Below are 24,859 nucleotides of genomic sequence, written 5' to 3'. Positions count from 1 at the left end.
CGCCTGCACACCGGCGGCGGCTCCCCCGCCTGGCTGCTGCCCCTCGTCCTCGCCGGCGCCCAACACGACCGGGAAGCACTGACCGCACTGAGCGAACTGTCCGACGGCGAACTGGCCGCCCGATGCCACGACGCGGTGGCCGAACTCGCCGACACCGTTCCGGGCGCGGACACGGTCACCTACACCCCGGCCGACGCTCCCGTGCTCCGCGCGCTGCTGCACTGCGTGCGCGACGAAAGCGGACAGGCGGCGCTCGACGTCCTGGCCGAGCGGGAACTGGAGGACAGCGCCGCCAGCGGCGCCTACCAAACCCCCCGAGCAACTGGCCGACCTGATGGCCCGCTTGCTCACCCCGCACCCCGACGCCCCTACCCCGCCCGGGTGTTGGATCCCGCGTGCGGCAGCGGCAGCTTGCTCGCCGCAGCCGCCCGGCACGGCGCCACCGGCCTGTTCGCCCAAGACTTGCTGCCGGTCCAGGCCCAACGCACCGCCGTACGGTTGCGCCTTGCCGCTCCCGAAGCACACGTCGCGGTACGGGTCGGCGACACCCTGCGCGCGGACGCCTTCGCGGACCTGACCGCGGACGCGGTGCTGTGCAACCCGCCGTATGCGGACCGCGACTGGGGCCACGACGAACTCGCCTACGACCCACGCTGGGCCTACGGCCTGCCGCCCCGTGCGGAATCCGAACTCGCCTGGGCCCAGCACGCCTTGTCCCATCTGACCCCGGCGGCCTTCGCGGTGATGCTGCTGCCGCCCGCCACCGCCTCCCGCGCCTCCGGCCGCCGCGTGCGCGCCGAGCTGCTGCGCAGTGGCGCACTGCGCGCCGTCGTCTCGCTGCCGCCGGGAGCGGCGACACCGTTGCACATCGGACTGCACCTGTGGATCCTGCAGCGCCCCCAGCCGGGCGGCGGTGACCGGCAGACCGTCCTGTTCATCGACGCCACTGCCGAGCCGCGTCCGCACGACCCATCCACCCTGCACGGCTCCGCGAACCTCGCCACCCGGTCGCGGGGCGGAAGGGCTCCACTGGACTGGTCCGCGCTGAGCACGGCTGTGCTGGATCACTGGCAGGCGTTCGACGCGGGCCCGGCGCACTTCACCGACCAGCCCGGCACGGCGTGCGCCGTGCCCGTCGTCGAACTCCTCGACGACCTCGTCGACATCACCCCCACCCGCCAGGTCCGGGTCACCCCGCCCAGCGCCGACCCAGCTGCGGTGGCCAAGAACGCACGTCATCTCGAGGACCGCTTGAAGGAGAGCGCCCTCGCCCTGGCCGAAGCCGGCGCTCACACCGCGTGGACGACGGCCGATGAGGAATCCCGTTCCTGGCGCACGGTGACGGTCTCCGACCTCGCACGGGGCGGCGCACTGACCGTGCACCGCGCCGTGCCCGCAGCACGCGGCTCCCAAGACACCCCCCTCCCACCGGGGCAGGCGGGCCTGAGCACCCTCACCGGACGCGATCTGGCGACCGATCGAGGCGGGAGACGTTCTGATCCCGGGCATCCGCGCCCCCCAAGGCGGCCCCGCCCGCGTCGCCGACGACGAGCACGCGGGATGCCTACTCGGCCTGCACATCCACCTGATCCGGCCCGATCCCGAACGCCTCGATCCCTGGTTCCTCGCGGGCTTCCTGTCGGCCGAGGACAACGTCAACAGCGCCACCACCGGCTCCACGTCGCTGCATATCGACCCTCGGCGCCTGCGGGTCCCCCTGCTGCCGCTTGACGAGCAACGCAGGTACGGCCTGGCGTTCCGTCACCTGCACACGCTGCGGGCCCTGGCACGCGAGGTCGTGGAGCTGACCGAGGAAGCCGACGGCTTGCTCACCCAGTCCCTCACCAGCGGGGTCCTGCTACCGCCCGAAGCGGCCCCTCCGGGCTGACAACGGCAGGCGGATTCGCAGCGGTTTTTCTTGCGGCACAGGGCTCAACGGCGGCAGTAGAGGGAGGGGAGCGGTGCGCGAGCGGGTCGTCGTGAGGGGGGTGTCTGTCGTGTCGACGCTGTGCCACCACCGACACCTGGTTGCCCGACCCTGTCGATGTGAAGAATGTGCGTGCAGAGTTGGGGGGAGGCGGGGAGAACGGCTTGAAACTGTTGGTACCCTCGCCATCGATTCACTATGCACGCAGATGGCAGGGCTGCAGAGCCGCAGACGCCGGGGGACGGGGCTGAAAGTGCTGGAACCGCTCAGGGAAGCCGATCCACGCAGCATCGCCGGCTTCCGACTGACCGGCAGGCTCGGCCAGGGGGCGATGGGGGTCGTCTACCTCGGTTACCGTTCGACGCGTCCCGTCGCCGTGAAGGTCATCAAGGCCGGGCTCGCCGACGACCCGTATTTCCGCACCCGCTTCGCCCAGGAACTCGAGGCGATCCGCCGCGTCGGCGGCTTTCACACCGCAGCCCTGGTCGATGCCGACTGGAAAGCGGAGCAGCCCTGGATCGCCACCGAGTACGTTCACGCCCCCTCGCTGCTCAGCCTGATCGAGGAGCACGGAACGGTCAGCGAGCTGGGAGCGTGGTGGCTCGCGGCGGGCCTCGCCGACGCCCTGATGCACATCCACTCCGTCCGGCTGCTGCATCGCGACCTCAAGCCCGGCAACGTGCTGGTCGCGGGCCACGGAGTGCGGGTCATCGACTTCGGTATCTCGCACGTCGGAGGCGCAACCGGACTGACCACCGCCGACGCAGCCCTCGGCACGCTCGCCTACATGGCCCCCGAACAGGCAAAAGACTCACGCAAGGCCAGCGAGGCCGCCGACGTCTACAGCCTCGGGGCGACCCTGGTCCACGCGATGACCGGACATCCCCCCTTCCACGCCCAGGTGGTCGCCCAGCGGACCCTGGACGTCGCCCCAGACCTCACCGGGATGCCGCGAGGACGCCTGTATGACCTGGTCGCCCACACCTTGGCCTACGAGGCCGAGGACCGGCCGACCGCCCACGACGTCCTCGAGGAGGCGATGGAGCGGCTGCTGGAAGAGGGCATGCCCACGGGCAGCCAGGCCTACCCACCGCTGCCGAAAGCGTTCCTCACCGGCGTCCTGGAGCGGCAGGCGGCCCCGCTGGATCCGCCACCCGCCACCCCGTCGATGCCCGCGCCATCCGCACCCAGAAAGCCGGAACGCCGGCCTCTGGCACAGACACCTGCGGCGGATCCTCCGATACCGCCGCAGCAGGACGACCCCTGGAGCGAACGCTGGCGGGGCCGGATTAACAAGCGACGTGGTGACTACGGAGGCTGAGCGAGTGAAGGCATCCGCAATCAAACGGCCCAGGCCACCCAAACCGCCAAAACCTCCCACGCCGCGACAGCCACGCAAGCCGAAACGGCCACGCTGACCATCGAACCCCGCAACATCAAGGAGATCGCCGGTGACCACCGCCGTAGAGGGCGCGGCAGGCGCTGCAAAGTTCGCACCCGGCATGCAGGTCAGAGCCAGGGACGAGGACTGGCTGATCGTCGAGGTCTCCGAGACAGCCAAGGACGGAACCCGCCTCGATGTGCGCGGCACCTCCCCCCTGGTCCGTGACCAGCGCGCGGTGTTCTTCGCCCACCCCGACCTCGACCAGGTCACCCCACTGCGCCCCGAAGACACCGAACTGCGGGTCGACGACTCGCCTGAGTGCCGCCGCTCCCGGCTCTTCATCGACGCACTCATCCGCAAAACCCCGCTGCCGCTGTCCGAGCAGCGCCTCGCCACCGTCGGCACCCACCTCGTCGACGACCTCACCTACCAGCGTGAGCCCGCCAAGGCCGCACTGCGGGGCCTGCGCCCCCGGCTGCTGATCGCCGACGCGGTCGGCTTGGGCAAGACCCTGGAAGTCGGCCTGCTGCTGTCCGAGCTGATCCGCCGCGGCCGCGGCGAGCGCATCCTGGTCGTCACGCCCAAGCACATTCTGGAGCAGTTCCAGCACGAACTGTGGACCCGCTTCGCGATCCCCCTGGTGCGCCTGGACTCCGCAGGCATCGAACAGATCAAGCAGCGCATCCCGGCCGGCCGCAACCCCTTCTCCTACTACAAGCGCGCGATCATCTCGATCGACACACTCCGCTCCGACCGCTGGCGCAGCCACCTCATGCAGGTGAACTGGGACGCCGTGGTCATCGACGAGTCCCACAAGCTCATCAACACCGGGACCAAGAACAACCGCCTCGCCCAGCTCCTCGCCCCCAAAACCGACGCCCTCATCCTCGCCAGCGCCACCCCGCACAACGGCGACCGGGCGTCCTTCGGTGAGCTGCTGAGCCTGCTGGACCCCACCGCCATCCCCGACACCAGCGACTACGACGAGAAGCAGCTGGAGCACCTCTACATCCGCCGGCACAAGATGTCCCCGGACGTCTCCGCGGAGATCGGCCACAAATGGGCCACCCGCAAGAAGCCGATGTCCATCGAGTGCACGGCCTCGGCCGCCGAGCAGCACGTCTTCGACGAGCTGTACAACGTGTGGATCAACCCGCAGAACGGGCAACCCGCCCCGGTGACCGGCAAGGGCGCCCGGCTGTTCCCGTACACGCTACTGAAAGCGTTCCTCTCCTCCCACGAGGCACTCGCCGAGACCGTGCAAAACCGGATCGACTCCATCGACGGCAGCAGGAACCCTCAGGAGCGCGCCCGTGAGCGGGCCGCGCTCGTCACGCTGGGGAAGCTGGCCGCCGAGGTCAAGGTGGAGCAGGCCAGCAAGTTCCAGCAGCTGGTCAACGAGCTGAAGAACACCATTCGGGTCGGCCCGCACTCGGACACCCGCGTCGTGATCTTCTCGGAGCGCCGCGCCACCCTGCGGATGCTCCAGGACGCCCTGCCGGCCGCCCTCGGCTTCACCCAGGGCACCAAACTCACCGGCGCCGTCCGCCAGCTGCACGGCGGACTCTCCGACGACGAGCAGCAGCGCATCGTCAAGGACTTCTCCCTCGCCGGCAGCGAACTGCGGGTCCTGCTCACCGGCGACATCGCCGCAGAGGGCGTCAACCTGCACCGCCAGTGCCACCAGATGATCCACTACGACCTTCCCTGGTCGCTGATCACCATCGAGCAGCGCAACGGCCGCATCGACCGCTACGGGCAACAGCACTCCCCGGAGATCCGGGCCCTGCTTCTGCTCCTGCAGAACGAGAACCCCGACGACCCGTCGGCGGACCGCAAGGTCTCCAAGCGGCTGCTGGAGCGGGAGGACGAGGTCCACCGCACCCTCGGCGAGGCCGCCTCTATCCTCGGCCTGCGCGACGAGGAGGCTGAGAGGACCGCCATCATGGAGGGCCTCGCATCGGGGGCCTCCTTCGACACCGTGCTGCCGGATGAGACGTCCGACCCGTTCGAGCTGTTTATGGCCGAGCACACCCCAGCCGGCGACGCCGAGGACTACCGGGTGCCGCAGCTGTTCGCCTCCACACGCGCTTTCGTCGAGGAGGCGCTCGCCGAGGTCTACGGCAACCCCGAACAGAAGATCGACAAGCGCTGGGATCCCGACCACCCCGAGATGCTCGTCTTCACCCCCGACCGGGAACTGCAGCGCCGCCTGCTCGTGCTGCCCAAGTCCTACCTCGACGAGCGCGGCGTCCTCGAACAGCTCCGCCTCACCTTCGATGCGGGCTTCGCCCAGCAGCGCCTGGACCGGGCCCGCGAACTCAGCGGCAACCGGAACAAGGGCGCCATCACCAAGCAGGAACGCACCGAAACCTCCGGCTGGCCGGACGTCAGCTACCTCACCGACCAGCACCCGGTCGTGGAGTGGCTCACCGACAAGGTCCTCGTCCGCCTCGCCCGCAACACCGCACCCGTCATCACCGCGCAGGTCACCCAGCCCGTCTTCCTGATGCAGGGCATGTACTCCAACGCCAAAGGCCACCCCACCGTGCTGGCCTGGTCCTGCGTGACTGGCCTGGACACCGGAACGCCCCGCTTTGACGACGACCTGGTCGGCGTCTTGGAGCGGGCCGGAGTCAAGCCGAAGATGCTCAACAGGCCCTTCACCGGCGACCTCACCGCCCTCCAGGCACTCGTCCCGGCCGCGGTCCAGGCGATGCGCGCGCACATGGCGCAGCTGCAGGCCGTGCAGGAGGAACCGCTGGTCGAGCAGCTGGACGAGTACGAGAAGCGGCTGACGGCCTGGCGCATCGCGAGCGAGTCGACGTACGAGCAGGCGACCGGCGTCCGTCGGCGCCACGCCGAACAACGCGTACAGAAGACGGCGATAGAGGTCGAGCAGCTCATCGAGCAGCTGGCCACTCAAGGCGAATCCATGGTCCGGCTGATCGGGGTCCTGGTCCCGGCCGCCGGCACCGAGCAGAAGGGCGCGTGAACACCGTGGCATTCGAAGCGATCATCAACCGCGGTGAGTACATCTCCGCCCACTACCTCGCCGAGTTGTTCACCAGGGACCTCGCCGACCTGCGCAAGCGCTGGGCCGCTGCCGACCGGGCCGGGGCACCGTCGTCCCGGTCCGGCGTGAAGGGCCTGGGCCGGGAGTACTTCAAGGCCAAGGTCCGCATCACCGAGTCCGAAACCGCCGACAGCGCTGAACTGCGCGCCCTCAACGACCGCCTGCTGGCCGCGCTCGCCTACATCACCCGTGGCACGTCGCAGACGCAGGAGTCAGAGCCGCAGGAGGGCGCCCACACGCGCCTGCACCGCACGGTCTTCGAGGTCATCCACGCCGACAAGGCCCGCGAGGTCCCGGTCTCCTTCGCGATGACCGGCCCCGGTGGCACCGAACTGGTCGCCCTCGACGTCACCTGGAGCACAGACGCCGAACTCCTCGTCGCCGACCCCGAGGACGGCGGCGCCCTCCTGCTCGATGCGATCGCCCTCGATGGCAAGCAACAGCTCACCGGCGCCGCCGACGCCGTCACCTTCCTCTTCGGCTGCGAGGACGCCTACGCCCCCCGTTTCGTGCTGCTGCTGGCGGGCGGCTCGCTGCTGCTCGCCGACCGTACCGCCTGGCACGAAGGCCGGTTCCTCGCCGTCAGTGTGGACGAGGCCCTGGACCGTAACCTCTCCGCCGACGGCGAGGAACTGGAGGCCGTGTCCGCCCTGTTCGGCGCCGAGTCGCTGCTGACGGAGGGCGGCGTGGCCGGCTTCCTGGACGGCCTGGTGGACAAGGGCCGCAAGCACGCCGTCGGCGTGTCCAAGGAACTGCGCGAGGGCTTGCGGCGTTCGATCGAGCTGATCGCCGAGGAGATCCTCGCCCGTATCACAGAGCAGGGGGCAGACCCGGCAGAGTTGGGCGATGGCAACGAGCTTGCGACCCGGCTCTCGCGAGAGTCGCTGCGTTACCTGTACCGCATCCTCTTCCTCCTCTACGCAGAAGCCCGCCCGGAACTAGGCATCCTCCCGTCCAAGGACGACGCCTACCAGGACGGCTACGGACTGGCGCGGCTGGGAGAGCTGGTCTCCTACGACCTCCCCGAGGAGTCCCGCGACGGCTTCCACTTCTATGAGTCGTTGGATCTGCTTTTCCATCTCGTCGACCAGGGCCACCGCGCCCTGGAGGAGACCGCCCCAGCCAAGACCGTCTCGGACGTGGACGGGCTCCGCTTCGAGGCGTTGCGCAGCGACCTGTTCAAGGCCGACGCGACCCCTCTGATTGGCTCGGTCCACATCGACGGTGAGCCGATCGACACCCGGCTGCGCAACGAAGTTCTCTGGCGGGTGCTCAACCTCCTCATGCTGACCCAGGGCAAGAAGAATGGGTCGAAGGCAGGCGGTGCCACCGGCAAGGGCTTCATCTCCTACGCACAGCTCGGCATCAACCAGCTCGGCGCGGTGTATGAGGGGCTGATGTCCTACACGGGCTTCTTCGCCGCCGAGGACCTGTACGAGGTCGCCAAGCCGGACTCCGACGGGCTGGCCGGCACCTGGGTCGTGCCGGTGAAGGACGCCGACAACTACGACGAAGCGGTCTTCGTCAAGCGCCAAGACGAGCTAACAGGCGTGAGTAAGCGGGTCCTACACAAGAAGGGCTCATTTGTCTTCCGCCTGTCGGGCCGCGAACGCCAGCGTTCGGCCTCGTACTACACGCCGGAAGTCCTCACTCGCAGCACAGTCAAGCATGCCCTGGCCGAACTCCTCGACCAAGACGGCAAGACCACCACAGCTCGCGAGATCCTCGACCTGACGGTGTGCGAGCCCGCCCTGGGCTCGGGCGCGTTCCTCAACGAAGCGATCTACCAACTTGCCACGGAATACCTTCGACGGCGCATGGCCGAGGTCGGCGAGCAACTGCCGCCCGACCGGTATGAGGTGGAACTGCAGAAGACCAAGGCCTACCTGGCCCTACACAACTGCTACGGCGTCGACCTCAACCAGACCGCCGTGGAACTCGCCGAGGTCTCACTATGGCTCAATGCCATGCACGAAGGCCTAAAGGCGCCCTGGTTCGGTATGCACCTGCGGCGCGGCAACTCGTTGATCGGCGCGCGGCGAGCGGTGTTTGACGCCGCCGCGCTGAAGGGGAAGGCATGGCTGACCACCGTCCCGACCGACCGACCGTTGCGGCCCGGCGCCGAGGACGGCGCGTTCCAGGCGGGCCAGGACATCCACCACTTCCTGCTGCCGGCCAAGGGCTGGGGCGCGGTTGCCGACACTAAGCAGGCCAAGGAACTTGCCAAGGAGGAGCGCGACAAGCTTGCAGACTGGCGCAAGGAGGTGACCAAGACGCCCTCTACCGCCCAGACCAAGCGGCTGCTGGCGCTTGCCACCCGCGTTGAGCGGCTGTGGGAGCTGGCCAGCCGCCGCCTCATCGTCTCCGAACGCGAGATTCGCCGCGACATCGAGGTCTGGCAGGCCCCGGACGACCAGCTACTGCCGCGCTCGTCTGGCGCCGTGTCCCGTGAACAGATCGAAAGTGCGCTGCGGGCCCCTGGATCACCGCTCGGCCGACTGAAGTTGGTCATGGATGCCTGGTGTGCCTTGTGGTTCTGGCCGGTCGGCCAGCCGGGTACGCCGAACCCGCCGACCATGGACGAGTGGCTGGCCTTTTGCGAGGCCGTGCTGGGCGTCCCGCTGGCCAAGGCGAGGTCACGCGGCCGCCACGGCGGTGCAGCCGGGCACGACGACACGCTCGGCCTCTTCGCCGATACAGGCGACTTCGAGCAACTCGCAGTGGATGACGACAACGACCGCCTGCTCAGCCAGTGTGCTGACCTGCCGACGGTTGCCGTGAACTTCCCCTGGCTGGCTGAGATGGACGCCATCAGCCGTAGAGAGGGCTTCTTCCACTGGGAGCTGGAGTTCGCCCACATCTTCCAGCACGGTGGATTCGATTTGCAGGTAGGTAACCCACCGTGGGTGCGGCTCGATTGGGAAGATAACCTTGTCCTCGCCGAGCACGATCCGTGGTTCTCTTTGACCGAAAAGGCACCCGAGAAAGTCAGAAGTGTTCGGCGTGCATCACTGCTGTCAATACCTTCAGTCCGACTCGGATATCTCGCCGACCTGAACTCGTGGGCTGGCTTGACGGAAATCCTTGGGTCTCCAATCGAGCACCCTGTTCTTAGTGGTCTGCGAACCAACCTCTACATGAATTTTATGGAGCGAGCTTGGCGCAACCTCGGCGTAAAAGGGATTGTCGGACTCCTGCACCCGGAGACACATTTCAATGCCCCTAAGGGTGGATTGCTGCGAAGCGCAACATACCAGCACCTTCGGCGATTCATTCAATTCGCGAACAATCTTCTCCTTTTCGAGGAGATCGACAACAATATTCCGTTTGCGTTGTGTGTCTACGGAAGGCGTCGCACTGTTTCCTACCTACAAATCAGTCGATTGTCGCATCCCGAGACTGCGGATAAGTCAATCACTCATCCCGGGGGAGGGGAAATTCCCGGCGTCCAGTTTGACTCGGGTGGCTGGGACTTGAGGCCGCATAGGGATAGGGTCATCCAGGTCACCGAACCGGTACTTTCGGACTGGGCTGAACTCTTGGACGCGGAAGGAACGCCCGCATCGCAAGCTCGAATGCTCAGGCCGTTGACGCGAGGCGACAACCGGGCTCTGCGTGTCCTTTCCCGATCCCTGCATAGGCTCGGTAGCCGTTCCTTTTGGTGGACCTCGGCCCTTAATGAGAAGACGGCCAAAGAGGATGGTTTGATCAAGTGGCAGACGGACACCCCGTCTGACTTGGATCAAGTTGTATTGCAGGGGCCTCATTTTACCGTCGGTAGCCCCTTCTATAAGCAGCCGAACCCTGGCTGTAAGTCCAACAAGGATTACACCGTATGGAATCTAGAGCAACTTCCTGAACTCGTTATCCCGCGAACAAATTATGCTCGCGCATGCTCGCCTCGAGATTTCGCGAATGCAATCAAGGATTGGGGCGGAAGGGCGGCTAACGAATATTTCCGAATTGCGTGGCGAGATATGACGAGCCTTAAAAACGAACGTTCTCACCATGCGGCAATAATTCCTCCGGGCCCGACTCATATTCACACTGTTCACACCATTGCGCTCCAAGATAATCGCCAGACATCATGTCTTGGTGGGATTTGGACTTCGCTGCCTTTCGACTATCTGGTCAAGGTCTCCGGGGTGTCCAATGTCAGCGTTGAGCTGGTTAGAAACTTTCCTGCGCCGCTCGAGCACCCTCTCGCTCGGCCCCTCCTCCTACGTGTGCTTCGTTTGAACTGTCTAACTCGCGATTACGCCCCTCTCTGGGAGGAGCTTTTCGACCCAGCCTGGTTCTTGGACCGTTGGACCAACCCGTCGTCCATCCGACCAGCGATCCAGGACGTCGAGCCGACCTGGTCGATGGCCACGCCGCTCCGCACAGAGCACGACCGCCGGATGGCCTTGGTGGAGATCGATGCGCTCGTCGCCGTCATGCTCGGCCTAACGGCTGAGCAGTTGTGCGCGATGTACCGCTCGCAGTTTGCCGTGCTGCGTAAGTACGAGTGGGAGATGTTCTTTGCGCCGGACGGTCACAAGATCGGCGCTGCGACGCACAACGTCGGTATCCGTCAGACCAAGGAGGAGACCGAGTACGTCAAGGCGTGGGTCAAGGCGGCCCGCAACGGCGACGCCACCCCTGTCTTCCCAGAGGGCTGGGTGAAACCCAATCGTGAGGCCGAGATGACCCGCGCTCATGCGGACTTCACCGCGCGTCTTCTGACTGGTGAGTACGGCGACTATGCCGCATACGCCGCCGAGTACGGAGACCACGGCAATCTCCTCGCCATCGACTCGCTCCCCACCTACGCCGTCCCGGAAAGCAGGTAACGAGCCGCCATGCTTCCCTCTTTGGCCGTCGAGGATCTGCGTCGTGCTCTCGCCGCGTACCTGACGACGAGTTTCGCGCTCGCCGACGACGACGTCCGCTACGAGCTTGAGGCGTTCCTCGAACGGCCGGAGAGCCGCCTCTTCCGCGGCCCCTACCTCCGCGTGCGCACGCCGTTCCGCGAGGCCACGCCGGGCTGGGAGCGGGCTCTGGACTGGTGGCCCAAGGGCTTCAAGCCCTACACCCACCAGGCCACCGCCTGGCAGCGCCTCTCGACCAAGGGCGGCCACACGCCCGAGCCGACGATCGTCACCACGGGTACCGGCTCGGGTAAGACTGAGTCGTTCCTTATCCCGATCCTGGACCACTGCGCTCGCGCCCGCGCCGCTGGCCAGAAGGGCGTCAAGGCCCTGCTCCTCTATCCGATGAACGCTCTGGCCGATGACCAGGCACGGCGTATCGACGAACTCCTCACCGAGAACGCCGCCCTGAAGGACGTCACCGCCGGCATCTACATCGGCGGCACCTCCGGTCGCCGCGCCGCTGATGAGGATGGGAGCGACTCCGCTTCGTACGGGCGCGATGCTGGCTCCACGACGCTCGCCGGTGACACGTCCATCACCCGTTTGATCACCGACCGCGAGGCGATCCGCGCTGATCCGCCGGACATCCTGCTCACCAACTACAAGATGCTGGACCTTCTCCTCCAGCGGATCCCGGATGTCCCGCTGTGGCAGACAGAGTCCCTCATGTACGTCGTCCTGGATGAGTTCCACACCTATGACGGCGCCCAGGGCACCGACGTGGCCATGCTGCTACGCCGTCTCGGTGCGGCCACACGAGCCGCCCGCCCCGAGCGTCCCCTCGGCTCGATCACGCCCGTCGCCACGTCCGCCACGCTCGGCGGCAGCCCGTCTGCCAGCGAGGCGACGCTGGATGGTCCAGAGAAGTCGGACCGGGAACTGCTCCTAGAGTTCGCGGAGAAGGTCTTCGGCACACCGTTTCCCGACAGTGCGCTGATCGGTGAGGACCGGCAGACCCCTACCGAGTTCGTCACCGAACCGGACTTCCTCCTACCGCTCCCCGCCCCGGCGGACCTCGCGGCCGTCCCCGACCCCCTCGACGATCGCTCCGCGCTGGACGAGCTGGCTCGCCTGGTCGTGGGCCTGGACCATGCAGACCCCGTTGCCCTCGGTCTGGCGCTGCGTAAGCACAACCTCATCAAGGCCCTGCTGGACGTCGCTGGTGTGACCCCGGTCACCGTCCCGGACATCGCCAGGGAGTTCGCCAAGCGTGGCGGTGGTGCCGCTTGGGACGAGGCGGCCCGCGCCGATATGCCGCTGGTCGCGATCGGCTTGGCCCGCCTGCTCGCCTTGGTGTCCGAGGCGCGCATCCTGGATGCGGATACCGGTCGGCTGATGCCGTTCCTGCGTGTGGACGCCCAGTTGTGGGTGCGTGAGGTACGGCGTGTCATCCGGGCGGCGACGCCCGAGCCGCACTTTCGTTGGTTCGACGACGACGGCCCCACCGGCGACACCCCGCCCAACGCTGCGAACCTCGCCGTCTATCCGCCGGCCGAGGTCGATGCCGCGGCCGACGTGGCGACCTTGGGCGGCAGCGCGTCTGGGGTTGTCGCGCCGGCTTACCGGGCCCACCTCCCCGCGGTCTACTGTCGCCACTGCGGGCGCTCGGGATGGGCTGCGCTGTCCACAGATCTGGAGTGGCAGCAGCTGAAGATCAAGCCGCTGGAGATCTACCGGGCTTCCGCCCAGGGCAACCGGGCCGTGCGCTGGATGCTGCGTGCTCGGCCAGGGGAACAGGCCGTGGTCCACCTCCATGCGGAGGACCAGGCGCTGCGCACCGTCCCCACCGACGAGACCGTCCCCGTCATCACCCCGCTCGGCCCCCTGCCGGCCGGGACTGGTGACCGTTGCCCGTCGTGCGGGCTGGACGACGGTATGCGGTTCCTGGGTGCGGGCACCGCCACGTTGGCGTCCGTGACCACTACCCAGCTGTTCTCCGATCGGGGCCTTGCCGGCGACGAGCGCAAGCTGCTGGTCTTCACCGACTCGGTGCAGGACGCCACCCACCGGGCCGCATTCATCGCCAACCGCAGCTTCGGCTTCACTTTCCGCGGTCTACTCACCGCGCAGCTCAAGCCTGGTGCGCCCGTCGCCGTGCACGATTTGGCCGCCGACGCCGCCGATGCCGTGGTCAAGGCCGCAGGGCAGGGCGAGAGGGCGCAACTGGCCTCCATCGTGCCGCCGGACCTGCGCGACAACCCGGAGATCCGCACCCTCCTCGACGGCTCCGACAGCTTCAGCGAGGCGGGGGAGGAGATGTTGCACGGCCGGATGGTCTTCCAAACGCTCCTGGAGTTCGGCCTGCGGTCCCGTCTGGGCCGCACCATGGAGTTGACCCGCACCGCCGCCGCGGAGGTGTACCTGCCTGAACCCGAGACGCTGTGCGCCCTGCTGCGGGAAATGCACCAGCGCCTGCCAGGGCAGATCACCCTGCCCGCCGACGACGCCGATTACCTGGTCCTCGTACGCGGCTTGCTGGAGCGGCTGCGGCTGCGCGGCGCCCTGTACCACCCGTGGCTGAGCACGTACATCGAGCAGGCGGGCGCTCGGCGTTGGCCGATCTGGGGCGGCCGTCCGGTCGGCATGCCGGCCTTCCCGCGCGGCCTGGCGGCACCCACCTTCGCGATCTCGGGGAAGACCGGACGGACCGATTTCGACTCCCTCAACCGCGACGGCACCTGGTTCGCCGACTGGGGGCATCGGGTGCTCGGCTGCGACCGCAAGGAAGCGCGAGCCGTCGTCGCTGCGGCGATGAAGCTCCTGGCTCAGCGTGAGGTGCTGGCCACCTACCCGGCCGACGGCGGGGCCACCGTCTATGCGCTGCGGCCCCGTCACGTCCTCATCCACAGCCTCACCGATGAGGCAACCGCCACCAGCACCGGGAGCCCGGGCGTCAACGCCTGCGGGGTGCGCTGCGACACCTGCACCTGGCGGCAGACCGTACCGCCTGGCCGTCAGGCCGATTGGCTGAGCACGCCCTGCCTGCGTTTCCAGTGCAGCGGACGTTTCGTGCCCGACGACCGCGACTACACCCAGGACTACTACCGGCACCTGTATTCGGTCGACCGGCCGGGCGACGTGCTCACGGCTGAGCACACCGGGGCGCTCACCCGCACACGCCGCGAGGAGGTCGAGCAGGCGTTCAAACACCGGGCCTCCGCCTTCGACCCGAACGTGCTCACCTGCACGCCCACCCTGGAACTCGGTATCGACATCGGCGACCTGTCCTCGGTCCTGCTGGCCTCCCTGCCGCCCGCGCCCGCGAACTACGCGCAGCGCATCGGCCGGGCCGGCCGCCGCACCGGCAACTCGCTCGCCGTCACCTTCGTGCCGCGCGGCGCCCGCAACCAGTACTACCTGCACGCCCCCGAGCAGATGCTGGCCGGGCGGATCATTCCGCCCGACTGCTACCTGGACGCCTCCGAGATCCTGCACCGCCAGTACCTGGCCTTCCTACTGGACCGGGCCGCCGACCGCAGCCTGTGGCACGCAACCGCCATCCCCGAGCGGCCCATGCCGCCCCGGATCGGGGAACTGTTCCGACGCGGTCTCGCGGAGGACGGCTGGTTCCGCCGCTTCCTGGACGTCGCCCAGGCCCGGCACGCTGAACTCGCCGATGCCTTCACCTCGCTCTTCCCCGCCATGACGCCGGTGGCGAAGCAGGGGGTTGAGGTCTTCGCCGCCAGCGGGCTGGAACAGGCCGTCGCCACCGCCGCAACCGCCTGGCGCAAGCGCGTGGACGCCCTGGCCGCCCGGCTGCGGCATATCGGCCGGGCCTTCGACGAACTCGCCACCGCCACGGGGGATGCCAACCGTGATGCGCAGCGCCGCCAGCTGTACGCCGAGCAGACGTCGGTGCGCAGGCGCCGCGATGCGCTGATCGCCGAGAACTCCATCAACGCGATGGTTCGTCTTGGTCTGCTGCCCAACTACACCCTGCACGACGACGCCACGTTGTTGGACGCCACGTTGTGGTGGAGGGACAGCGACGGCGAGTTCAAGGAGCAGCTGACCGAGTACGGGCGTGGCGCCCGGCTGGCCCTCGCCGAGCTGGCTCCCGGCAACTTCTTCCACACCGACGGCTACAAGTACATCGTCAACGGCCTCGACCTCGGCTCGTCCGCCGGCGAGGGCCAGACCGCTTACGCTCAGTGGCGGCTGTGCCCGGAATGCGGCTTCGTCGCCACCGAGGAGACCGGCCTGGCCGTGACCGCCTGCCCGCGATGCCGCACCCCGCGGATCGCCGACCCCGGCGCGGTCCACCACGTCCTCGTCCCCGAGCGTGTCACCGCCCGTGAGCGGCGCGAGGACGCCCGGCTCACCGACGAACGCGACGAGCGCGAGCAGCGCCGCTTCACCACGGTCACCCTGGTGGACATCGACCCGGACCAGCCGCAGGGCCTGCGTGCCTGGCGACGCAGGGGAAGCGTGCCCTTCGGCGTGGAGTTCGCCCGCGTCGCCACCATCCGCACGCTCAACCTCGGCCCCGCCACCAGCTCCGGACCCGAGCACACCATCGCGGGCAACGAAGAACAGGTCCCCGGCTTCGAGACCTGCCCGGAGTGCGGCGCCGTACGCGGCGCGCATCCCCAGGCCTGGGACCCCGTCGCCGAGCGGATCGGTACACGCCACAGCGGCTGGTGCAGTCACCGGGACGACGGCATCACGGCCGAACCGGTGGTCCGCCTGGTGCTGGCCCATGAGCTGACCACCCAGGCACTGCGCATCCTGCTGCCGTTCTCCGCCATGGACCTGGACACCAAGCTCGCCTCCTTCAAAGCCGCCCTGCTGCTGGGCATCACCCAGCACTTCGGCGGAGCACCCGACCACATCCGGATCGTCGAGGACTCCATGCCCTCCGGTACCGAGGACCTGCGCCGCCGGTTTTTGGTGCTGCACGACTCCATGCCCGGCGGCACTGGCTATCTCGAGCACCTCGCCGACCCGGCCGTGCTGCACCGCGTGCTTACCCTCGCCTACGCCGCGCTGCGTGACTGTCCCTGCCAAAAGGAGGGGCAGCGCACGCCCTGCCACCGCTGCCTGCTGCCGCACGCCTCCAGCAGCGAACACCCGCACGTCTCCCTGCGGGTTGCCAAGGAACTGCTGGAGGAACTGCTGCAGGAGTGGGCCACCGACCGCGTCGACACCCTGTCCGGTGTGCGTATCGACCAGCTCGCCGACAGCGAGCTGGAGGCACAGTTCGTGCGCACCCTCGTCAAATGGGGCAGCCGGCCCGAGGAGTGCGGCTCCGTGACACCGCGGGCGGGGGAGCGGGGCCTGGAGTACGAGCTGCGTTTCACCGGGCCCGAGGGCGCCACGACCCGCTGGCTGCTGCAGGACCACGTCCGGCAGCACACCACCGAGCCCAGCGAACCCGACTACCTACTCACCCGCACCGACGGGCCGGCCACCCGCATCGCTGTCTTCCTGGACGGGTATGCCTACCACGCCAGCACGCACATCAACCGGATCGCAGACGATGCGGCCAAGCGGACCGCGCTGCGCGCCGAGGGCACGTACGTGTGGCAGTTCACCTGGGAAGACGTCAAGGCATGGACCGAAGCGGTCGACAAAGCCGCCCCCGGACGCCAAGCCCAAGCCGCATCCACGCCCCTGGTCGGCAACACGCTGCTCACCACAGCCCAGAAGGTGCACCAGCAGGTGCTCGGAGCGACCGGCGCCGACGACATACTCGAGCCCGCACTGCGCAATCCCCTAGAAACTCTGCTGGCCTTCCTCGCCGACCCCACACCCTCCCGGTGGTCACGGCGCGCGGCAGCGCTGCTGGCCGGTTACGCGACGGCCTCGCGACAACCGGTCACTCGGGCGCAGCTGGGCGAACTGCTGCCCGGGATCCTGACCGGCGCGACCCCACTGCCCACCCAGACGGCTGGAGACGCCGGCGCGATCGACGTCCGCACCACCGGCGGACTGCGCATCGTCGGCTTCCTCGATTACCGCCCCGAACCAACGATCAAGCGGCCCAGCATGCATGCCTGGTCAGCGTTCACCGTGCTGGACGACCGTGCCGACGCCCTCACCGATCCGGACCACCGCGCCCGGTGGGCGGACTGGCTGCGCTGGTCCAACCTGCTGCAACTACTCTCCCCCAGCGGCGTCGACGAATTGCCGCGCTTCTTCCAGCAGGTCGCCCTCTCCACCGCCGACCAGGTCGACCCCCACACAGTCGCCCTCTTCGCCGGGGCACTGCCCACCACCGCAGGCGCTGCCGAGAAGCTGCCGGAAGCATGGGCCCAGGCCATGGAGTACGCCTCGCCCCATGTGCAGGAACTGCTGGCCGACCTCGCCAAGAAGGCGCACCGGCACTGCATCGACATACCGGAAGTCGGCTACGAGTGGGACGACGGAACCTTCCAGGCCGAACTGGCCTGGCCCGACTGCAAGGTGGCGGTCTTCGTCGACGAAGATGCGCACCGCGACGCCGCCTTCACGGCGGCAGGATGGCACGTGGCGCACGCGCAGAGCGTGACAGCGGATGAGTTGAGCGAGCGTTTGGAGAGATGCTGATGTCCGGGGCAACAGTGATCATGGCGGACACCTTCGGCAAGTCCTACGACGCGCTCGACGGATCGGTCCAGCCTCTGGTGCTGCAGTTCATCATGAAGATGCAGCAGAACAAGGACACCAAGGGGCTCAACCTCAAGCCCCCGAAGGGCGCCAAGGACGCGCGGGTGCGCACCGCACGGGTCAACGACAACTACCGAGCCGTGCTGATGCACCACTCGCAGAAGATCTACTACCTCGTGGCGGTCAAGCCCCACGACGAGGCCTACGACCTCGCCTCCAATATCATCTTCGACATCAACAAGGTCACCGGCGGCATCGAGGTGATCAACCTCGGCAGCCTCACTGGCACCCTCAGCGGCCAACCCGCCCCCACGGCAGCGGAACAGACGCCCTCCGTCTTCGCCGACGTCTCCGACGCCGACTTCGACAAACTCGGCGTCAACCCGGCCATCATCCCGGCCCTGCGCGAGATCCACAGCGAAGAGGCAATCCTCGGCTTCGTCGAGCACCTGCCCAAACTCGCCCGCGACGTCATCCTGTGCCTCGCCGACGGCTGGAGCGTGCAGAAGGTCTGGGAGCAGATCAGCGCCCCCGCCGCCACCCCGGACGAGGTCGACACGCAGGACTACGAGGCCGCCAACGAACGCCCCGCCACCAAGGAGGCCTTCGTCGTTACCGGCGACGTCGCCGCCCTCAGCCGCATCATGACCGAACCGCTGTCCGCCTGGCGCGTCTTCCTGCACCCCGCACAGCGCGCCCTCGCCGAACGCAAGGCCCCCTACAAGGGCCCCGTACGCGTCACCGGAGGCCCCGGAACCGGCAAGACCGTCGTCGCCCTCCACCGCGTGAAGGCCCTCGCCGACCGACTGCCCCCCGGCCAGGCCATCCTGCTCACCACCTACACCACCACCCTCGCCGACCTCCTGCGCTCCCTCCTGGAGGACCTCGGCGGCACCCAGCTCACCGCCCGGGTCGACGTCCGCAACATCGACAAGGTCGCCTACGGCACGGTCAAGGACGCCTTTGGCGCCAAGAGCTTCCACACCCTCAACGACGCCGACATCCGCAAACGCTGGGAGGAACTCGCAGACGAACACGACGAGCTCGGCTGGGACGGCCGGTTCCTGGACGCCGAGTGGAAGCAGGTGGTCTTGGCCCAGGACGTCCGCAGCCGCGACCAGTACTTCACCGCCAGCAGGGCCGGACGCGGCCGACGCCTCAACCGGATCCAACGCGCCCAGGTGTGGAGCCTCATCGAGGAGTTCGAGCGCCGCCTGGACCGCGACAAGGCCGTCGGCATCACCCAACTCGCCGCCCAGGCCGCCCGGATAGCCTCCGGCTGGAACGACGACGCCCGCCCCTACCGGCACATCGTCGTCGACGAAGCCCAAGACCTCCACCCGGCACACTGGAAACTGCTGCGCGCCCTCGTCCCGGCCAGCGAAGACGACCTGTTCATCGTCGGAGACGCGCACCAGCGCATCTACGACAACAAGACCTCGCTGCGCAGCCACGGCATCGACGTCGTCGGCCGCTCCAAGCGTCTCACCCTCAACTACCGCACCACCCGCCAGATCCTCGCCGCCTCGCTGCGGCTTCTCGGCGGTGAGGACTTCGACAACCTCGACGACGGTACCGAGGACCTCGGCGGCTACCGCTCCGTCCTGCAGGGAGCCACCCCCGAGCTCGCCGGTCACCCGACGCAGACCGCCGAACTCCAGGCCCTCGCCGCGCGCATCGAGGGCTGGAAGCAGGAGGACATCCAGGACCACGAAATCGCCGTGGTGGCCCGCACCAACGCCCTTGCCGAGGCCGCCGCCCAGGCCTTGGCCCACGCAGGCATCCGCGCGGTACGCGTCCAGTCCCGGCAGGCCCCCGCGGCCGACGCAGGCGTCCACGTCCTGACCATGCACCGCATCAAGGGCCTGGAGTACCGGGCCGTGGCCATCGTCGGTGTCAGCACCGATCACGTCCCCCAACCCAACGCCGTCATCGACAAGGACGAGGACCGCCTGCAGTACGCCCGTGACCTCCAGCGTGAGCGCTCCCTGCTGTTCGTCTCCGCCACCCGCGCCCGCGAACAACTCGCCATCACCTGGACCGGCCAGCCCAGCCCGTTCCTCGCCGTGGCCGACTGAACCCCACGGCAAACCGCAAAACAACCCGCTCCGCAGCCCCCGTCCTTGCCGCGCCAAAGGAGGCCCTGCCGATGGCCACCGTGCTGTTCAAAGACACCACCCACCAGGTGGCCGACCTGATCACCGACATCCGACGCGGCGAAATCGCTCTACCCGACCTGCAACGACCCTACGTATGGGAGCCGGCCAAGGCGCGGGAACTGTTCGACTCCATGTACAAGGGATTCCCGGTCGGCTACCTGCTCTTCTGGGAGACCGGAGTCGAAGCCGGCGCCCGGCAGATCGGCGAAGGAAACAAACCCGAGGCCGCTCGCCGGCTCATCGTCGACGGCCAGCAGCGCCTCACCTCACTCTTCGCAGTCATGACCGGAACCCCGGTCCTGAGGGAGGACTACCGCTCCACCCGTATCCGCCTCGCCTTCCGCCCCGCCGACGCCACCTTCGCCGTCACCGATGCGGCGATCGAGAAGGACCCCGAATACCTCCCCGACATCAGCGTCCTGTGGGACAGCGCCACGGGCCGCCGCAAGGTCATCCGTGACTTCCTCGCCCGCCTGAACAGCAAGCGCCCCCTTCTCGAGGCGGAAGAAGACCAGATCCAGGACGCCCTCGACCACCTTCACGACCTTGAGAGCTACCCCTTCAAAGGAGTCGTGCTCTCGTCCGACATCGACGAAGAACAAGTCGCCGAGATCTTCGTCCGGATCAACAGCGAGGGCGTCAAGCTCGACCAGGCAGACTTCATCCTCACGCTCACCTCCGTGTTCTGGGACGAGGGCCGCCGCGCGCTGGAGGACTTCTGCCGCGCGTCACGGCTCCCCTCCCTCCACGCCGCGTCACCCTTCAACTGGTACATCAAGCCCAAGCCACCCCAACTGCTGCGCGTGGTCGCCGCCGTCGGCCTAGACTCCGCGGTACTCAAGCAGGTGTATGCCGCCCTACGAGGCCGCGACACCACCGGCAAACTGTCCCCGGCACGGCGCGAAGAACGCTTCGCACGGTTGCAGCAAGCACAAGAACACGTCCTCGACCTCAAACACTGGCACGAGTTCTTCCTCTGCCTGGAGCACGCCGGCTTCCGCGGCGAGAAGATGATCTCCAGTCAGAACACGCTCCTCTACAGCTACGCGCTCTGGCTCATCGGCCGCGTCCACTACGCCGTCCCCATCGACCAGCTGCGGTCGACCATCGCGCGCTGGTTCTTCATGGCACAGCTCACGGGCCGCTACTCCGGTTCCGTGGAAACCCAGATGGAGCAGGATCTGGCCCTGCTGCGGGACTTGAAGCCCGGCGACACGCGCGGTTTCACCACGGCCCTGGACCGGGTGGTCCGGGAGACCCTCACCTCCGACTTCTGGAGCATCACGCTGCCCAACGCGCTCAACAGCTCCGCCGCGAAGTCCCCTGCCCTGCTCGCCTACATCGCGGCTTTGAACATCCTGGACGCAGACGTCCTGCTGTCCACCACCAAGGTGCGCACCCGACTCGACCCGGCCATCCTCGCCCGCAAGGGCGTCGAACGCCACCACCTCTTCCCCCGCAAGTACCTGCAAAAGGCCCTCGGCATCACCCACACCGCGCGCATCAACCAGATCGCCAACATGGCACTGCTGGAATGGACCGACAACATCGCCATCTCCGACCAGGCGCCAACGGACTACTGGCCTCAGCAGTTGGCCGCTAAAAGGATTCCCCCCGAGGCCCTGGCTCGCCAGCTCTACCTGCACGCCTTGCCGGAGGACTGGTCATCGATGGGGTTCGAATCCTTCCTCTCCGCCCGCCGCACCCTCATGGCGCAGGTCATTCGGGACGCCTTCTTGCAGCTGGAAAACGCCGCCTACCGCCCCGTGTACCAGGTGACGGCAACCGTGCCCACGCAACGCTCTACAAGCGCAGTCCCCTCCCGCAGAGTCAAGCTGTCGGAGCTGTTGGACGCCGGCTTGATCAACGAAGGCACCGTCCTCACTCCCGCCTGGGAGGACTACGACCAGACCGCTGTTGTCGACGACCAGGGACGCATCATCATCGACGGCCAAGCCCACGACACGCCCTCCGGAGCCGCCAACGCAGTCGGTGCTGGAGCCAATGGCTGGACGTTTTGGCTGGCGGATACACCAGAGGGCCAAGTCCCCCTGGACGCCCTGCGCGCTTCGCTCTCCGAAGAGAGCTGAAGGAAGCCGGCTCAGGCCTGGCGGGGCTTGCCAGGAGAACCATGCCAGCGCTGGCCTGGCCGGCGACCACGAACCGACCACCGGATGCACCTACCTGATGTGAGCATCAGCGAGAGCTTGGCCGAAAGCCCGTCTCGCTGCGGCGTGACCTGTATAGCCGAGAACCTTGTTCAGACGTCAAGAGGGGACATGGGGGCTATGGGAAGCGATTCCAATCGGGATTGGCTTACGAGGGAACTACGCAGGCTCGAGAATGCGGGGCTGGGCGGGCCGGGGAGGGCAACCGTGTTGGAGGTCCTCGGGCTTGCGGATCTCGAGCGACACCATCAGAAAATGATCGCTTGGCTCCTCGACCCTTCGCAGCCCCACCAGCTCGGAGAACGGCTGCTCACCTCCATGCTGAAGCGGGCCGGGCACGGGGATCTGCCGGCGCAGGCACTGGCCGAGGCGGAGGTTCTACAGGAAGTGGAGCAGCCGACCGGCACCCGGGCAGACATTGTGATCAGAACCGAGGCGTGCACCCTGGTCATCGAACTTAAAGTGCACGCGATGGAAGGAGTCCACCAAACAGAGCGGCTGGCCGACGGCTACGCCCACGAGGTGACACCGGTGTTCGTGTTCCTCACGCTGCACGGCAGTCGTCCTCTCTCGAAGCGATTCCATCCGATGACCTTGAGCCAGTTCGCCGACGACCTGGGAGCATCCCTGCACGGCGCGCCGCACCTTGGCAGCGCCCACGGTCACACAGCGCGGACTGCAGCCCGTGACTACCTAGCGACGCTGCAAAGGATGAATCGGATGAGTGCGCTGGACGATGATGCGGCACGTCTGTGGCTGACGCACGGAATGGCCATGAAGGAAGCCGAAGCAGCCTCTGCACGGGTCCTGGAAAGCCTGACGAAGGCTCTGCCAGGCCGCCTGGAGCAGGTCGCGGCGCAGTTGGGCGCCGAGGTGGTGGTTCGGCAGGAGACGTACGCGTATCAATCGGAAAGGTATCCGGGCAGGCCGCCTTACCCGGAGCAGGCAGCGGTCCTGGCACGGCGGGACTGGCTCAGTGCGGACGGCAGGCTAAGGGCTGGTGTCGGGTTTGGCTATCGTCTACGCAAGGCGGGTGAGCCCCAGCCGGCCATCGACGTCTTCAAGACCGAACTTCGGCCCTTTGTCGGCGTATTCGTTCCCGATCAAGCCGTGTACGCCACTCTCAGCCCGCTCTCGGGCAAGGCCTGGGCGAACAAATGGCTCTACCTGCAGTACGCCGAACTCGCTCCGCCACCCGGCGGCGGGAATCTCGTCGAACGCCTCACCGAAGGCGTCCTCGATCAGTTGCTCGCATCATGGAGGGAGCTCAGCGGCCTGATCGACACCGCGGTTCGCGACTGAGGCCGGGCGAGGGCGGATCACGGCCGTCGTTATGACGGCCCCCGCTGGCACTGGAAGGTCGCTGTCCGGTCTCGTCGACTCCGCGGACTTTGGCCGGGGACCCGGGGTAGCGGTTCCACCAGTGGGGGTCCCAGCCGAGGGTGTACTCGCTGTCGCTGGGGGAGTCGGTGAGCTGGCGCGGGGGTCGAGGGCCCAGGCCAGCTTGCGGCGGCCGGAGATGCGCCTGTCAGGAGCCCGGCAGCAATGCCATGACTATGGACTGGACGAGCTGGGTCGCGACGACGAGACCTGGGATGCCGTCGCGCGCCTTGTCGACGGCCTCGTTGGCGACGTGGTTGGTCTGGGTGGCGTTCTCGGAGGACGAGCCCAGACAGCCTCTTCGACCTATGACCGGACATAGAAAAGGGGTACGAGGCTGGCCAGGGCAAGAACGGTGTGCCACGGGAAAGTCGTCCCATTCGTCGCCGCCACCCGCGCCGCGAGGCCTCCACCAACTTTTGGCATGCGCCCCGAGCCCATGCCTGCACCGCCTTGCGTCCCGGACCGGCCACGGTGGACCGGGTGTATCCTCCGCCTGAGGCCGGACAGGGTTACGGCACACCACTTCCCAACGGCAAGGGGGCAGGGGGCCACCGGTGGACGATCCCGACTGGTATGTCGCGGACCTTTCCGTAGAGGACGTCATCTGGGAGCCGGTGGAGAAGTGGGGTGACACCGTCTACGGCCGCGGTACGACCAAAGAAGACGGCGCTCTCGCCGTCGTCGTGCGGTACCCGGGAGAAGACCGGGTCATGATCGCGCCCAACGAGTGGTGGGCCACCGACTGCTTCAACCTCTGGCTCGCCGACGACATGCTCAGCGAACCGGGCGAACGGGCCTGGACATTCGGCGTCGCCCATGTCCGCGTGAGTGCCTACACCGGCGCCTTCTACGTCCTGATCGAACGGGACGAGTGCAACTACGTCCTCGAGCAAGTCGACAACTACCCATCCGCGGTAGTCCAGGCCGCCAGCCACAATCTCAGTAAGCTACGAGAAGATTGGCCGGACGACGCAGTCCCCCTCCAAGACGCTCAGCAACACATCGGCGTGGCCCTACGGCAGTTGTTGACCGAGGGGCTTATCGCCGCCTCGAGCACCGCCACGGCTGTCGGGCAGCACCAGGTCGCTGAGGCACTGGAAATAGACAGGCCCCTACTCAGCCAGGTCCTCGCCGGTCAGGCATGGGTGTGACCCCCTGGCCTTCGGGCGCCTGGCTGTGAATCGCCTCGGGATTGCCTCTGCCATGACGGAGGTCCGGGCCGCATCGCAACGCAGCTCTTTCTAAAGTCCGGTGTTGCGCA

General features: G+C 67.6%; 9 protein-coding genes. All 9 read left to right on the top strand.

The window, feature by feature from the left end; genetic code table 11:
- Window positions 1-135 precede the first annotated feature (135 nt).
- Window positions 136-1,731 (top strand): HsdM family class I SAM-dependent methyltransferase, encoded by a 1,596-nt coding sequence (locus LZ604_RS22975; protein WP_234517324.1) that lies wholly within the window; start codon window positions 136-138, stop codon window positions 1,729-1,731.
- Window positions 1,732-2,135: 404 nt separating this feature from the next.
- Window positions 2,136-3,248, top strand: coding sequence for a serine/threonine-protein kinase (locus LZ604_RS22970; protein ID WP_234517323.1), 1,113 nt, complete (start codon window positions 2,136-2,138; stop codon window positions 3,246-3,248).
- Window positions 3,249-3,378: 130 nt separating this feature from the next.
- Complete coding sequence (locus LZ604_RS22965) at window positions 3,379-6,306, top strand: DEAD/DEAH box helicase (protein WP_234517322.1); 2,928 nt, start codon at window positions 3,379-3,381, stop codon at window positions 6,304-6,306.
- Window positions 6,303-11,219, top strand: coding sequence for an Eco57I restriction-modification methylase domain-containing protein (locus LZ604_RS22960; RefSeq protein ID WP_234517321.1), 4,917 nt, complete (start codon window positions 6,303-6,305; stop codon window positions 11,217-11,219). The genes LZ604_RS22965 and LZ604_RS22960 overlap by 4 nt, the downstream gene beginning before the upstream one ends.
- 9 nt (window positions 11,220-11,228) lie before the next feature.
- Complete coding sequence (locus LZ604_RS35785; RefSeq protein WP_267971700.1) at window positions 11,229-17,828, top strand: DEAD/DEAH box helicase; 6,600 nt, start codon at window positions 11,229-11,231, stop codon at window positions 17,826-17,828.
- Entirely contained in the window at window positions 17,828-19,966 is a 2,139-nt protein-coding gene (locus tag LZ604_RS22945) for a UvrD-helicase domain-containing protein (RefSeq protein ID WP_234517320.1), read from the top strand. Before LZ604_RS35785 ends, LZ604_RS22945 begins: the two co-directional genes overlap by 1 nt.
- A 71-nt stretch (window positions 19,967-20,037) precedes the next feature.
- Complete coding sequence (locus LZ604_RS22940) at window positions 20,038-22,137, top strand: GmrSD restriction endonuclease domain-containing protein (RefSeq protein WP_234517319.1); 2,100 nt, start codon at window positions 20,038-20,040, stop codon at window positions 22,135-22,137.
- 285 nt (window positions 22,138-22,422) lie between these two features.
- Window positions 22,423-23,517 (top strand): PD-(D/E)XK nuclease family protein, encoded by a 1,095-nt coding sequence (locus LZ604_RS22935; protein ID WP_234517318.1) that lies wholly within the window; start codon window positions 22,423-22,425, stop codon window positions 23,515-23,517.
- Between the two features lie 635 nt (window positions 23,518-24,152).
- Window positions 24,153-24,749 (top strand): hypothetical protein, encoded by a 597-nt coding sequence (locus LZ604_RS22930; protein WP_234517317.1) that lies wholly within the window; start codon window positions 24,153-24,155, stop codon window positions 24,747-24,749.
- The last annotated feature ends 110 nt before the right edge of the window (window positions 24,750-24,859 follow it).

It is taken from the genome of Streptomyces glomeratus (genome assembly GCF_021462825.1).
Classification (GTDB): Bacteria; Actinomycetota; Actinomycetes; order Streptomycetales; family Streptomycetaceae; genus Streptomyces; species Streptomyces glomeratus.
The sequence above is the reverse complement of the archived record's forward strand: the minus strand, read 5'-3'. Positions and strand labels throughout refer to the sequence as shown.

Bases quoted from the DNA above. Each gene is read 5' to 3' on its own strand.
- LZ604_RS22970 (WP_234517323.1), top strand. From the start codon at position 2,136: ATGGCAGGGCTGCAGAGCCGCAGACGCCGGGGGACGGGGCTGAAAGTG.
- LZ604_RS35785 (WP_267971700.1), top strand. From the start codon at position 11,229: ATGCTTCCCTCTTTGGCCGTCGAGGATCTGCGTCGTGCTCTCGCCGCG.
- LZ604_RS22945 (WP_234517320.1), top strand. From the start codon at position 17,828: ATGTCCGGGGCAACAGTGATCATGGCGGACACCTTCGGCAAGTCCTAC.
- LZ604_RS22940 (WP_234517319.1), top strand. From the start codon at position 20,038: ATGGCCACCGTGCTGTTCAAAGACACCACCCACCAGGTGGCCGACCTG.